At 64.9% G+C, this 13360-nt stretch carries 11 protein-coding genes and 1 tRNA gene; 5 read left to right on the top strand and 7 right to left on the bottom strand.

Features of this window, described 5'->3' with window-relative positions; genetic code table 11:
• Positions 1-481 precede the first annotated feature (481 nt).
• Positions 482-1744, top strand: a complete 1263-nt coding sequence (locus tag QW887_RS04175) for a methyl-accepting chemotaxis protein (protein ID WP_315711879.1) — start codon at positions 482-484, stop codon at positions 1742-1744.
• Between the two features lie 374 nt (positions 1745-2118).
• On the opposite strand, the gene QW887_RS04180 is transcribed toward QW887_RS04175, so the two are convergent.
• Entirely contained in the window at positions 2119-2592 is a 474-nt protein-coding gene (locus QW887_RS04180) for a type II toxin-antitoxin system RatA family toxin (protein WP_316175387.1), read from the bottom strand.
• Between the two features lie 10 nt (positions 2593-2602).
• Positions 2603-3562 carry a lipoyl synthase gene (lipA, locus tag QW887_RS04185; protein WP_315751113.1) on the bottom strand — a complete coding sequence of 320 codons (960 nt, stop codon included), beginning with the start codon at positions 3560-3562 and terminating at the stop codon, positions 2603-2605.
• 135 nt (positions 3563-3697) lie between these two features.
• Here lipA and QW887_RS04190 point away from each other — a divergent pair, with 135 nt between their 5' ends.
• A complete protein-coding gene (locus QW887_RS04190; RefSeq protein ID WP_316185076.1) occupies positions 3698-4321 on the top strand; it encodes a DNA-3-methyladenine glycosylase in 624 nt (207 codons plus the stop codon).
• Between the two features lie 108 nt (positions 4322-4429).
• Here QW887_RS04190 and QW887_RS04195 read toward each other — a convergent pair whose 3' ends face one another.
• The 5 genes from QW887_RS04195 to QW887_RS04215 all read right to left on the bottom strand — a co-directional run bounded on the left by QW887_RS04195 (position 4430) and on the right by QW887_RS04215 (position 11379).
• A complete protein-coding gene (locus tag QW887_RS04195; RefSeq protein ID WP_316194194.1) occupies positions 4430-7294 on the bottom strand; it encodes a valine--tRNA ligase in 2865 nt (954 codons plus the stop codon).
• Between the two features lie 309 nt (positions 7295-7603).
• Positions 7604-8347 (bottom strand): DUF2497 domain-containing protein, encoded by a 744-nt coding sequence (locus QW887_RS04200; protein WP_315711874.1) that lies wholly within the window; start codon positions 8345-8347, stop codon positions 7604-7606.
• Positions 8348-8726: 379 nt separating this feature from the next.
• Complete coding sequence (locus tag QW887_RS04205; RefSeq protein ID WP_316168010.1) at positions 8727-10112, bottom strand: TolC family outer membrane protein; 1386 nt, start codon at positions 10110-10112, stop codon at positions 8727-8729.
• A 282-nt stretch (positions 10113-10394) separates the two neighbouring features.
• Entirely contained in the window at positions 10395-11060 is a 666-nt protein-coding gene (locus tag QW887_RS04210) for a protein-L-isoaspartate O-methyltransferase family protein (RefSeq protein ID WP_316168011.1), read from the bottom strand.
• Between the two features lie 133 nt (positions 11061-11193).
• Positions 11194-11379 carry a hypothetical protein gene (locus tag QW887_RS04215; protein WP_316168012.1) on the bottom strand — a complete coding sequence of 62 codons (186 nt, stop codon included), beginning with the start codon at positions 11377-11379 and terminating at the stop codon, positions 11194-11196.
• Between the two features lie 257 nt (positions 11380-11636).
• Here QW887_RS04215 and QW887_RS04220 point away from each other — a divergent pair.
• The 3 genes from QW887_RS04220 to QW887_RS04230 all read left to right on the top strand — a co-directional run bounded on the left by QW887_RS04220 (position 11637) and on the right by QW887_RS04230 (position 13242).
• Positions 11637-11711, top strand: a tRNA-Asn gene (locus QW887_RS04220).
• Positions 11712-11877: 166 nt separating this feature from the next.
• Positions 11878-12381 (top strand): NUDIX domain-containing protein, encoded by a 504-nt coding sequence (locus tag QW887_RS04225; protein WP_315751108.1) that lies wholly within the window; start codon positions 11878-11880, stop codon positions 12379-12381.
• A gap of 15 nt (positions 12382-12396) precedes the next feature.
• Positions 12397-13242 (top strand): EamA family transporter, encoded by an 846-nt coding sequence (locus QW887_RS04230; RefSeq protein ID WP_316168013.1) that lies wholly within the window; start codon positions 12397-12399, stop codon positions 13240-13242.
• Positions 13243-13360: the final 118 nt, after the last annotated feature.

The raw sequence follows: 13360 nt of genomic DNA on the forward strand, positions 1-13360 counted from the left end.
CGCAGCGCGTCTTGGACGTGCGGACGAACGGCTCTTGGCGGACGTGAAGTCGCAGCGTCCTGACACCCCGAAGCTGGTGTCACGCCGGTGGAGATGATGATCCGCCGGTCACGGGGGCAAGACAGCCGGTCCCCGGGGAGACTGCGTATAAGCGTGAAGACCGTCGCGCGGGGAATGCCGGGATGTCTCGGCTGCACCTGTGGTACCTGCCGCCTGCATTTTTTTCCGCAGGCGGGCCATGGGGGCGGCGAGCTCCCGGCATTCCCTGCGCCCTCGTGATCTGAGAGGGTTCGTTGACAGCCAGAGCCCGGGCGCGGTGGCGCCGCGGAGGTTGCGGCTGCTCGTCCGCTGGATGCCATCCCTCACCAGCCGGATCGCGATCGCCGACGATTATCGCTCGCGCCGCCACGGCTAAAGGTTTTGGTTAATTTTGTCCTGCTACGTCTCGCGCATTCTTCTCTGACAGTGGATTCGGGACCCCATGGCTTTCTTCTCCGGCAAGTCGGCTGATCGCACGCATAACCTCCTGATGACGGAGCTGTTCGAACGTCATCGCGACGCCATCCTGGTGATGTCGGACGGCAAGATCATCGCCTGCAACGAGACCGCGGTCCGATTCGGCGGCTTCCGCAGCAAGCAGGACCTGCTGTCGCGTTCGCCGGCGACCATGGCGCCGGAGTTCCAGCCCGATGGCAAGCGCTCCGCCGACGTGGTGCGCGAGATGGATGCCAAGGCGAGGCGCGAGGGCCACGCGACGTTCGAGTGGACCACCAAGCGCGCCGACGGCAGCCCGGCGCTGGTCCAGATCACGCTGGTGCCGACCCAGGTCGAGGGCCAGACCTACGTCATGAGCTTCCGCCGCGATCTCTCCGACCTCGTCGCCGCTCGCGAGGAGAAGAAGCGCGCGCTCGACCGGATCGCCAAGGATTTCGAGACCTCGGTCGGCGCCATCGCCAATGCGATCTCCGGCGCCTCGCGCGAGGTCGAGACCACGGCGGCCTCGCTGACGACGACCGCGGATCAGGCCGCGCAACGCGTGGCGCTGGTGGCGTCGGCGTCGAACTCCGCCTCGTCCAACGTGCAGTCGGTGGCCGGCGCCACCGAGGAGCTGTCGACCTCGGTCAGCGAGATCAACCGTCAGGTTGCGACCTCCTCGACCATCGCCGCCGAGGCGGTCGAGGCGTCCTCGCGCACCAACGATCTCGTCAACAGCCTGGCGGACGCCGCGGCCAAGATCGGCGCGGTCACCGACATGATCAACGCGATCGCGAGCCAGACTAACCTGCTGGCGCTGAACGCGACGATCGAGGCGGCACGCGCCGGCGATGCCGGCCGCGGCTTCGCCGTCGTGGCCTCGGAGGTGAAGAGCCTGTCGAGCCAGACCGCCAAGGCGACCGACGAGATCAGCGCGCACATCAGCGCGATGCAGCGCGCCACCAGCGACACCGTGGCTGCGATCCAGGGCATCGGCGGCACCATCGGCCAGATCAGCGAGATCGCCAAGACCATTGCGACCGCGGTCGACCAGCAGGGCCACGCGACGCAGGAGATCGCCCGCTCGGTCAGCCAGGCCGCCAGCGGCACCCGCGAGGTCGCCACCAACATCGGCTCGGTCAGCCAGACGGTGGAATCGGCCGGCGGCGCAGCGCGGCAGATGCTGGGTGCAGCTGGCCAGCTCGCCAAGCACGCCGACGAGCTGCGCGGCAAGGTGAAGGACTTTTTGACCGCCGTGCAGGCGGCGTAGGTTTCGGTCGCGGCTCGACGTGTCCGCGATCAGAACGGCTCCGCGGCGATGTCGCGGAGCAGCTGTTTGAAGCGTGGATAGGATTTTGAAGCCAAGTTGCGCTGGCCACGGCTTCGTGGGTGCAACTTGCTGTGAGTTGGCAGGCCGCCAGCCTCACCCTCCGCTGTCATCCCGGGCAAGCCGCAGCGGCGCAACGCGCCGCGGAGGCGCCGACCCGGGATCCATACGCCGCAGCAGATGTGGTGAGACGAGCTCGGAGTTACCTGCCTGCCGCCACAAGCAGTCCTGTGGTTATGGATCCCCGCTTTCGCGGGGATGACGACGGAGGGTGAGGCGCCCTCTATCGTCTACCACTGGAAGACATGGAGAAAGACTTACGTCGACGACACCGCTGGCTTGCGGCCGTAGATCGCATCGGCGCGCTTTTCGAACGCCGCCGACATGCGCGCGAAGATGGTGTCGAACATCGAGCCCATCAGCATCGCCAGCATACGGCTCTTGAACTCATAGGCGATGAAGAACGTCACCTCGCAGGCGCCCTGCTCGCGCGGCTCGAAGCTCCAGCGGTTTTCCAGGCTGGAGAACGGCCCGCTGACATACTCGACCAGGATGTTGCGCTTGGCCCGATCCAGCGTAACCCGGCTGGTGAAGGTCTCCTTCACGAGCTTGAACGACACCGTCATGTCGGCGACGACGACCTCGATACCGTCAGGCTTCTGGCTGTGCTGGCGCACCACCAGCTTCTCGCACAGCGGCACGAACTCCGGATAGCGCTCGACATCGGCGACGAGGTCGAACATCTGCTCGGCCGTGTGCGGCACGCGCCGCTTGTTGGAAAATCTCGGCATCTCGTCTCGATCAGCGCGCCATGGCTTCGCGCGCGGCCTTCAGCTTGGCGAAATCCTCGCCGGCGTGGTGCGAGGAGCGCGTGAGCGGGCTCGCCGACACCATCAGGAAACCCTTGGTGTAGGCGACGGTCTCATAGCCGGAGAACTCCTCCGGCGTGACGAAGCGCATCACGGCGTGGTGCTTCCTCGTCGGCTGCAGATACTGCCCGATGGTGAGGAAATCGACCTCGGCCGAGCGGAGGTCGTCCATCACCTGCAGCACCTCGTGGCGCTCCTCGCCGAGGCCAACCATGATGCCGGACTTGGTGAAGATGGTGGGGTCGATCTCCTTGACCCGCTGCAGCAGCCGGATCGAGTGGAAGTAGCGCGCGCCGGGCCGAACCGAGAGGTAGCGCGATGGCACGGTCTCGAGATTGTGGTTGAAGACGTCGGGCTTGGCGGCGACGACCTGCTCCAGCGCGCCGTCCTTGCGCAGGAAGTCGGGCGTCAGCACCTCGATCGTGGTGGTCGGACATTTCGCGCGGATGGCGCGGATGGTCGCGGCGATATGGCCGGCTCCGCCGTCGGCGAGATCGTCGCGGTCGACCGAGGTGACGACGACATGGGCGAGGCCGAGCTTGAAGGTCGCCTCCGCGACGTGCTCCGGCTCGCCGGCGTCGAGCGCCTCGGGCAGGCCGGTCTTGACGTTGCAGAAGGCGCAGGCCCGCGTGCAGGTGTCGCCCATGATCATGAAGGTGGCGTGCTTCTTGTCCCAGCACTCGCCGATATTCGGGCAGCCGGCCTCCTCGCATACGGTGACGAGGCCGTTCTCGCGCACGATGTTGCGGGTATCGGCGTAGCCGCGGGTGGTCGGCGCCTTGACGCGGATCCAGGCAGGCTTCGCCGGCGAGATCGAGTCCGGCCGGTTCGCCTTCTCGGGGTGGCGGGGGCGCAGCGGCGTGTTCGCGTTGATGTCGACGATGGTGACCATGGGATTCGCACAAACCTCTGTTGCGCCCTAGCTATTCCGTGCCGCGGCGCGCCGCAACCGGCTGGCCGAGGATACCAGGGCATGGCAGATATGGGCAGCGCGGAACAGCGCTCAGCACGGCGGATTTCCTTGAGAATGGCGCAAAAACCGGCAAAAGCCCCCGGGGTTTCACGGCCCCGGCGCAATGCTGCGGCCAAGCGGCTGACGCGGGCGTTCTTCGCCCGCGAGGTGCTCGCGGTGGCGCCGGAGCTGATCGGGGCGACCTTTCTGGTCGACGGCGTCGGCGGGACCATCGTCGAGGTCGAGGCCTATCACCACACCGACCCGGCGGCGCATTCGTTCCGGGGCCCGACGCCGCGCAACCAGGTGATGTTCGGCCCGCCCGGTTTCGCCTACGTCTACCGCTCCTACGGCATTCACTGGTGCATGAACTTCGTCTGCGAGGTGGAGGGCTCGGCGAGCGCGGTCCTGATCCGGGCGATCGAGCCGACCTTCGGGATCGACGAGATGCGGCGGCGGCGCGGGCTGGAGGATGTCAAGGCACTATGCTCGGGGCCGGGCAAGCTGACCGAGGCGATGGGGATCACGATCGCCCATAATGGCCTGGCGCTGGATGCTCTACCGATCGAGCTGTTCGCCCGACCTGAGGATGTAGAGATCGTCACCGGCGTCCGCATCGGCATCACCAAGGCGGTCGAGCTGCCGTGGCGCTTCGGGCTCAAGGGCTCTAGGTTCGTGAGCAAGCGGTTTCCGCGCTAAGCCGCCGGCCGTCATTCCGGGAAGGTCCGAAGGACCAGACCCGGAATCTCGAGATTCCAGGTTCGATGCTTCGCATCGCCCCGGAATGACGGAGGAGGGAGAACGACGTCACGCGCCCTGCAGCCGCGACAACGCCTCTTGGAACTTGGCCTTGCGCGCCAATGCCGCCTCGCGCTTTTCCTTCTCCTCCTCGACCAGTTCCTCGGGCGCGTTGGCGACGAACTTCTCGTTGCCGAGCTTCTTGTCGACGCGCTCGATATCGGCCTCGGCCTTGGCGATTTCCTTTCCAAGGCGGGTGCGCTCGGCGGCGAGATCGACGACGCCCTTGAGCGGCAGCGCGGCGACCTCGCCGCGCACGACGAGCTGGGCGGAGCCTTCGGGCGCCGTATCGGCGAAGGAGATGTCGGAGAGACGCGCAAGGCGCTTGATGACCTCGCTCCAGCGCGGTGCGCGATCCCTCGTCTCGGCGGAGGCACCGACGAGCGCGAGCGGCATCAGAGTCGCCGGCGGGATGTTCATCTCGGCGCGGACCGAGCGGATGGACGTGACGAGATCGACCACCCAGCCGATCTCGGCCTCGGCCGCCTCGTCCTTGAAGCTGGCGGCGTCGAACGAGACCAGCAGCGGCGGCACCAGGGGGTCGCCGAAGCTGGCGGCCGACAGCGCGGCGATCTCGGCGACCGTCGGCCTGTCGGTGCGGTGCGGCCAGGGTGACAGGGTCAGCAGACTGTCGCGCTTGGCGGTCGACTCCCACAGGGCCTCGGTGATGAAAGGCATGAAGGGATGCAGGAGCTTGAGGATCTCGTCGCGCGCCCAGGCCACCATCGCGCGGGTCTCGGCCTTGGCGGGGCCGTCCTCGCCGAGCAGGGTCGGCTTGGAGAGCTCGACATACCAGTCGCAATAGACGTCCCAGACGAAGCGGTAGATCGCATTAGCCGCGTCGTTGAAGCGATACGCCTCCAGCGCCTCGGTGACCTCGCGCGTGGCGGCGGCAGCCTCATGGGCGATCCAGCGGTTCAGCGTCTCCTTGGCGGAGCCCGGATCGAAGCCGTCCGGCACGGCGCAACCGTTCATCTCGGCGAAGCGGCTGGCGTTCCAGAGCTTGTTGGCGAACTTGCGGTAGCCGTCGACGCGCTGGGTCGACAGCTTGATGTCGCGGCCCTGCGCCGCCATCGCGGCGAGCGTGAAGCGCAGCGCGTCGGCGCCGTGCTCGTCGATCAGCGCGAGCGGATCGATGACGTTGCCTTTCGACTTCGACATCTTGGCGCCCTTCTCGTCGCGGACGAGCGCATGGATGTAGACCGTCGAGAACGGCACTTCCTTCATGAAGTGAAGGCCCATCATCATCATTCGGGCGACCCAGAAGAAGATGATGTCGAAGCCGGTGACCAGCACGTTGGTCGGATAGTAGCGCTTCACCTCGGGCGTGGCGTCCGGCCAGCCGAGCGTCGAGAACGGCCACAGCGCCGAGGAGAACCAGGTGTCGAGCACGTCCTCGTCACGCGTGATGAAGCCTTCGCGCTTGTTGCGGTCGAGCGCCATCTCGCGGCCCTGCTCGGCCGTGATGACCTCCTGCTCGACGTAGTAGCCGATCGCGTGGCCGACGGCCTCCTCCTCGGTCTCGGCGACGAACACCTTACCGTCAGGGCCGTACCACGCGGGAATCTGGTGACCCCACCACAGCTGGCGGGAGATGCACCAGGGCTGGATGTTCTCCATCCAGTCGAAATAGGTCTTCTCCCAGTTGCGCGGCACGAACGTCGTCGCGCCCGACCTGACGGCTGCGATCGCCGGCTGCGCCAGGGTCTTGGCGTCGACATACCACTGGTCGGTCAGATATGGCTCGATCACGACACCGGAGCGGTCGCCATGCGGCACCATGTGCGTATTCGGCTCGACGCGCTCGAGGAAGCCGAAGGACTCCAGCCGCTCCAGGATCTTCTTGCGCGCAGCAAAGCGCTCGATGCCGTGGAACTCCCTGGCAAACTCCTCGGAGCCCTCGGGAAGGCCGCGCAGATAGTCCTCGTTGTCGACCAGGGCGATGCAGCCTTCGCGATCGAGGATGCTGATCTGCGGCAGGCCATGGCGGCGGCCGACCTCGAAGTCGTTGAAGTCGTGCGCCGGCGTGATCTTGACCGCGCCGGTGCCCTTCTCCGGATCGGAATAGGTGTCGGCAACGATCGGGATCTCACGCCCGACCAGCGGCAGGATCACGCGCTTGCCGACGAGGTGCTGATAGCGCTCGTCGTCCGGATGCACCGCGACCGCGCTGTCGCCGAGCATGGTCTCGGGACGCGTGGTCGCGACCACGATGAAACTCGTGGGATCCTCGGGGCTGAACGTCGTCCCCTCGATCGGATAGCGCAGGTACCAGAGATTGCCCTTGACCTCGATCTGCTGGACTTCGAGATCGGAGATCGCGGTCAGCAGCTTCGGGTCCCAGTTGACCAGCCGCTTGTCCTTGTAGATCAGGCCCGCACGGTGCAACTCGACGAACACCTTCACGACGGCCTTGGACAGACCCTCGTCCATGGTGAAGCGCTCGCGACCCCAGTCGCAGGAGGCGCCGAGGCGTTTGAGCTGGTTGATGATGGTGCCGCCGCTCTCGTCCTTCCACTGCCAGACGCGCGCGAGGAACTTTTCGCGGCCCATCTCGCGGCGGCCGGGCTGCTGGCGCTCCATCAGCTGACGCTCGACCACCATCTGGGTCGCGATGCCGGCATGGTCGGTGCCCGGCTGCCACAGCACGTCGCGGCCCCGCATGCGCTCGAACCGGCACAGGATGTCCTGCAGCGTGTTGTTGAGCGCGTGCCCCATGTGCAGCGAGCCGGTGACGTTCGGCGGCGGGATCACGATGGTGAAGGGATCCGCATTGCGCCGATCGGGGCGACCGGCGGAGAACGCGCGGGCATCCTCCCAGACCAGGGACATGCGACCTTCGAGATCGGTGGGCTGATAATTCTTATCGATCATGGCATTTCCAGCGGCGCGGGGCCGGCTGTCCAATTCGGGATGTCGCGGAACTCGTCCGGGCCTTTTGTGACATGACCTGAAAAAGCTCGCGCAAGCTGTTGGTGCTTGGGCTGTTTTCGGACTGATGTCCGACCGCGGACCGCGCTCCCGGAAGAGCCCTCTCGATCCGTCCGGCAGGGATCAGCTTGACAGGGCTAGAAAGCCGCCGCGGCGCGCCAAGTCAACAGCAGCGGCGAACATTGACGGATAGCGTCTACCGCCCGCCGCGGCTCACTCCAGAACGGAACACGAGATCGTGCCGTCCTGGCGTCAGCGGCCGCGCGAGACGCGCTCGATCTCGGCCTTGACGATGCGCTCCACCAGGGCCGGAAGATTGTCATCCAGCCACGATTTCAGCATCGGACGCAGCATCTCCTTGACGAGGTCCTCGAGCGTCCGGGCGTTGTTGCTCAGCACCGTATTGGCCAGCGCGTTGAACGCCGATTCGACGGCGTTCACCGTCGATGGGGCCAGGATCGGCTGCTTCGGTGTGACTTGCTCAAACGCGGACTCGAAGCTGGCAGCCTTCTGATTGAGCCGCCCGGCCTCGATGAACTCGATATCGTCCCGCGGATCCACCTTTCGGAAGGATGCCGCGGCGGGGGCTGGCGCTGGAGCGGGAGTCGGTGGGGCCACTGCCATGTCGTCGGTCAACTCGAGTACTTCAGGTTCGGGCTCGGGTTCTGCCGGCCGAACCTCTGCGACCGGAGTCGTTTCATCCAAACCCGCCAGCAATGCGTCAATGTCATCCTGGTTGTTGCTTGCGGACGCCGCCGGCGGCGCGGGAGGCGGAGGTGCGGGCTTGGCGGGAGCCGCAGCAGCGATCTTCGAAGGTGGGATGTCGTTCATTACCGGCTTCGCAGCCGGGGCCGCCGGCTTCTCGGCCTTGACCGGCTCCGGCGCGGCGGCCTTGTCTGCCGCCGGCGGCTTACCCTCGTCGTCGGCAATGATACGCCGGATCGACGCCAGAATCTCCTCCATGGAGGGTTCTTGGACCTTCGCAGGCTGCGTCATTTCCGACTCCAAATCAGCAACGCTGCCGTACGAACCGGCTCAGCGCAAAAGTCCCGGGCGCCGGCCCCAAGTGGCTTGGACTTCTCAACGGACATGCCAACTTGTCTCCGGACAAGGCCTGATCGATGCAAAACAACAGAACGATACTGCCCATGTCGGAGTCTATTCTTGGAAGAACTTCCGACGCAGTCCGAATCGTTCGGCGGCCATTTTGAGGCTATGTCATGGCAACAAATGAATGCAAGCAACGCCGGCCGCGAACCCGGTGGAGCACGGAGGTCGCCTGTCAAGCGTCGCCCATTCGTCACAACCACAGCATGTGCCACAAAAAAATCCCCCGGCCAAGGACCGAGGGATCAGGGTCGATATTAAGAATGTACTAATGACCATCCGGCGTCCGTACTCCCGCCCAGTTATCCCGGACCTGCTGGTAGTGCACGCTGGGATCGTAGGTGGTGGTCGGCAGGTTCAGCACCTGCGGTGACAGCCGCCCCACGGTCTGAAGCACCGTATAGGATGCCACCACGCGGTCATGCTGGGCGTTCACCAGCGAATTCCGCGCGTTGACCAGCGCCTGCTGAGCGTTGAGGACATCCAGCGTGGTCCGCTGGCCCGCCTTGGCTTCCTCGCGCACGCCGTTCAAGGCGATCTCGGAGGCTGCCACCTGGGCCTGCGCCGACTGCACCTGAGCCTTGCCCGCGAGCAGCTTGCCCCAGGCAGATACCACGTCGGAGCGAGCCTGATCACGCGTCTGCTCCAGGACTAGACGCTGCTGCGCCAGCGACTCCTTGGACTGCCGGATCAGCGCGTATTCCGCCCCTCCATTGTAGATCGGGACGTTCACCGAGGCGACAGCCGACGCGCTGAACCCACGATAGGATTGCAGGCTCGACTCATAGCCCTGCTGCGCCTGAGCCTGGACGTTTACGGTCGGCAGCAGAGCACCCTCGTTGATCCTGACCTGCAGATACTGGACGTCGATGCCGTACATCGCCGAGGTTACGTTCGGGTTTTCCGTCAGAGCCGTTTCGACCGACTGCTGGAGGGTCGCCGGCAAATAACGGTCGACAGGAGAGCCCGGCGCCAAGTTCTGGGGATCGTTGCCGATGATTCGGCGGAAGTTCGAGCGGGTCGCCGTTAGTTGGGCCTCTGCTGTGAGCTGCTGCGTGCGGCCGGCGGCGAGCTGAGCCTCGGATTGCGCGACGTCGGTGCGGGTGACCTCGCCGACGTTGAACCGATCGCGGGTCTGCTTGAGCGTCTGCTCCAGCACCCGCGTGTTGCTGCGCTGGACCTCGACGATCGCCGCATCGCGCAGATAGTCCATATAGATCGTGGCCGCCGCTAGCAGCACCTGCTGCTCAAGAATGCGGAGAGCCTCGCGTTGCGCCGAGACGTTCGCCTCGGCCTTGCGCACGCCGTTTGCCGTCTGCTGACCGTTATACAGATTCTGGTTGACCGTCAGGCCGACGCTTCGCGGCCTCTGCACGCCGTTCACGGCCGGCGTCGCGGGTGCCGCTTGCAAATCCGTATACTGAATGCCCGCCGTCGCATTCAGACTGACCTTCGGCCGATACCCCGAGAGTGCCTGCGGAACGCCTTCGTCGACCGCACGAGCCTGGGCCCGCGACGCGTTCAGTTGCGGGTTGTTCTGATAGGCACGCACCAGCGCAGCCTCGATCGTGTCGGCCAGCGCAGGCGTCGGGCCTGCACAAGCCATCACGAGGACCGCAGCCGCCGCTGCGGTGACGAGCTTCACCCCAAACATCCCTGTTCCATTCATTTGTTACCGGCTCGAACGCCAGAGCCGGGCCGTAACCTGTTGAAGAGACTCCCGCGCACCTCGCACCTTATTCCCCATGCAAGCGCAACGGAACCACCCAAGCCTGGAACCCGTATCGAAAACTGTCAACGTGCAGCATCCAGGCCACACTTCTGATTTAAAACAGAATTTTGCCCGCCCGCGGCCGCGAAGACGACGCACCAAACCGTGCTGCGCGACGGGCGGCCCGGGAGTTCAGGGGAGTCGCTAAGGACCTCGTCGGACGACTTAAAAAACGAACTCGGGGACCCGTTCGAGACCGGAAATGACCGGCGCCGCAGCATCGAACAGAACCCTGCTGCCGATATCACCATGCGATCGCGTAAAGATCATGGCGCGGGCGGGACGCGCGGTGGCGAAGACGCCGACCAGGCGGCCGCCCTCCTTCAATTGACGGCACAGACCGTCCACAGCGACCTCGGTCGCTCCATTGAGGAGAATCACGTCGAAGCGGCCGTCCGCCGGATCCCCCTCCGCGGCCGGCGCGACTCGAATCGTAACCGGGCAGCCATCGACGGCGGCAAGCAGCTGCTTGGCGCGACCTTCGATGGCAGAATCGACTTCGGTCGCCGTCACGCTGCCCGCCAGTCGGGCCGCCAGCGCGGCGAGATAGCCCGTCGCACATCCAACCACCAGCACGCTGTCGGTCGGCTTGATCTCGGCAGCCTGCAGCAGTTTTCCCGTCAGCATCGGCTTGATCAGATACCGCTTGGTCGAAGCGGTTTCGGAGACGTCGAGATCCAAGTCGAGATAGGCCAACGCCTGCCGATCTGCGGGAACGTAGGCTTCCCGCGGCACGGTCAACAACGCATCCAGCACGCGGTGATCGGTGACGTCGTTGGTCCGGACCTGACCATCGACCATTTTCTGGCGCGCCGTCGCGAATGAAGACATGAGCAGACCTGCAAGCAAAGCGGATGGACCGCGGACGATCTGCGCAATCTTTTGGTACAAGGCCCTGGAAAAGGCAACATGCGGGTTTCAACGGAGCCGCTGGGACGCCGCCTGTGAGTGCGCCGACCGCCGGCTACTCGATCACCACGGCCAGTCGCCCGAGCAACTGCACGATCTCGTCAATATGTTCGGAATCACCGCGCGTCATCATGTCGGCCAACCGCGTGAGACATTCGTCATCGCTGAGACGCTCGACCTGGTCGGGAATCAACGAGGGCGCGGAGACTGCTTCAGCGAATGGGACGACGGTGTTTGGCATCTACGACACTCCATGACCGCGGGCACTGGCCGGTTCCAGCAAACTATCGGGGCCGGTTTGCTCCCCTCCAAGTGAATTTCCTGTCATCGAACTGTGGGCGACCGCTGCCCAGCAAGTGTTCAAAATCAATCTAACCATCTGAAATTTCGGTATTTTATTCCTGAGCCCGCAATCGTCGCAAAGATGCGATTTCGTTCTATGCAAGGCGAAACGGCTTTGTTATACGCAGCCGCATTCGCGAACATTGCTTCGCCTGTTCCTCGGTAGCTCAGCGGTAGAGCATTCGACTGTTAATCGAATGGTCGCTGGTTCGAATCCAGCCCGGGGAGCCATTCTGGCCATGCCGAATGGTTCTATATATCCTCCCAATCCCTCTTTCTTGTGACGCGGGACATCCGCCGATTGGCCGCGAACGTGCGCCGATCTTCGCTGTCTTGCCTTGACCGCGCATGGAGCGTCGGGCAAGCGGGGCGCATCTCTTGCAAGTGACGACCAGCGATGCCGATTTCCGATCATCTGAGAGCCGTCCGCAGCAAGATCGGCCATGATCTTTTGGCGACCACAGCGGTTTCCATCTCCGTGTTCGACAACCAGGGCCGCATTCTGCTCGGGCGCGACGCGGAGACGGGCCTCTGGACGTTGCCCGGCGGCGCCATCGATCCGAATGAGCACCCGGCCGACGCGGCCACCCGCGAATGCTTCGAGGAGACCGGGCTCGTGGTCCGGCCGATTCGCCTGCTCGGGGTGTTCGGGGGCCCGGAGTTCCTCATCCGCTATCCCAACGGTGATCTGACCTACTACACGGTGATCGCCTTCGAGGCCGTCATCGAAGGCGGCGCGCTTGCGCCCGATGGCGAGGAGATCGCGAGCCTTCGATTCGTCGATCGTGGGGAATGGGACCAGCTCCCGGTGTCGCCATCGAGCCGGATCATCTCGCGGCAGGCGCTCCAGCACGACCCCACCCCCTACTTCGCTGCCGCGAGCTGGCGGCCCGAAAGCTGAACCGGACTCGAGTCGTTGGATCCTGTCGCCGCAATTCTCATGCTGATGGCCGGTCTGCTTCACGCGAGCTGGCATGCCATCGTCAAGACCGGCAGCGGCCTCTCCCTCCTGGCTGGCATGGGTCTGGTAAGCAGCGCCTTGATCCTGCCCTTCCTGTTTCTCGTTCCCGTTCCGGCACTCGCGACCTGGCCGCTCATCGTGGCCTCGCTGGTCTTGCACGCGGGCTACAAGGCGAGCCTCGCAATGGCCTACCGTTCGGCCGAGCTTGGACGCGCCTACCCGATCGCGCGTGGCATCGTTCCGCTGTTCGCAACGCTATTTGCCTCGCTGGGTCTGCAGCAACTGCCACGGAGCGGGCAGTTGATCGGAATTGCCGTCATCGTCCTCGGCATCACCGGCCTGGCGCGCGACCGAATCCACGGTCCGATCGACCGCCGCGCGTTCTGGGCCGCCGTCTGCGCCGCCGCACTGGTCGCCGGCTATTCGGTCGTCGATGCGGCAGGCACCCGGCAGACCGACGGCTGGGCTTCGTTCACGGTCTGGATGATCGTGCTCGACAGTGTCGTGTTCTTTCTCGTCGCGATGATGCTGCGAGGACCTGCTCTGGTGGTGGAGATCCGAGACGCCTGGCTTCCGGTGCTGATCGCAGGCACCCTGGGGCTGACGTCATTCGTGGTATTTCTTTGGGCCTTGAGCCGCAATCCGATCGCGAATGTGGTCGCGTTTCGCGAATGCAGCGTCCTGTTTGCGACGCTGATCGGCGTGCTGTTCCTGAAGGAGCGTGCAACGCCGCGACGGCTCTGCTGCGCAGCGCTGATCGCAGTGGGGCTGGTCACGGTCGCCCTGCTCAAGCCGGACTGAGATTCTTCAAACAACCGGAGCCATCACCCCCGGAAATCATAGTTCCATCTTCATCGCATGATGCACAACAGAAGGCCGGCCTGCGGCCCGGACAGGGAAGTTCCGTAAAACCGCTGGT

This window comes from Bradyrhizobium sp. SZCCHNRI3052 (genome assembly GCF_032484895.1).
In the GTDB taxonomy this organism is placed as follows: domain Bacteria; phylum Pseudomonadota; class Alphaproteobacteria; order Rhizobiales; family Xanthobacteraceae; genus Bradyrhizobium.

Coding starts and splice junctions, on each gene's coding strand:
- QW887_RS04175 (WP_315711879.1), top strand. CDS start 482: ATGGCTTTCTTCTCCGGCAAGTCGGCTGATCGCACGCATAACCTCCTG.
- QW887_RS04180 (WP_316175387.1), bottom strand. CDS start 2,592: ATGCCGAGATTTTCCAACAAGCGGCGCGTGCCGCACACGGCCGAGCAG.
- lipA (WP_315751113.1), bottom strand. CDS start 3,562: ATGGTCACCATCGTCGACATCAACGCGAACACGCCGCTGCGCCCCCGC.
- QW887_RS04190 (WP_316185076.1), top strand. CDS start 3,698: ATGGCGCAAAAACCGGCAAAAGCCCCCGGGGTTTCACGGCCCCGGCGC.
- QW887_RS04195 (WP_316194194.1), bottom strand. CDS start 7,294: ATGATCGATAAGAATTATCAGCCCACCGATCTCGAAGGTCGCATGTCC.
- QW887_RS04200 (WP_315711874.1), bottom strand. CDS start 8,347: ATGACGCAGCCTGCGAAGGTCCAAGAACCCTCCATGGAGGAGATTCTG.
- QW887_RS04205 (WP_316168010.1), bottom strand. CDS start 10,112: ATGTTTGGGGTGAAGCTCGTCACCGCAGCGGCGGCTGCGGTCCTCGTG.
- QW887_RS04210 (WP_316168011.1), bottom strand. CDS start 11,060: ATGTCTTCATTCGCGACGGCGCGCCAGAAAATGGTCGATGGTCAGGTC.
- QW887_RS04215 (WP_316168012.1), bottom strand. CDS start 11,379: ATGCCAAACACCGTCGTCCCATTCGCTGAAGCAGTCTCCGCGCCCTCG.
- QW887_RS04225 (WP_315751108.1), top strand. CDS start 11,878: ATGCCGATTTCCGATCATCTGAGAGCCGTCCGCAGCAAGATCGGCCAT.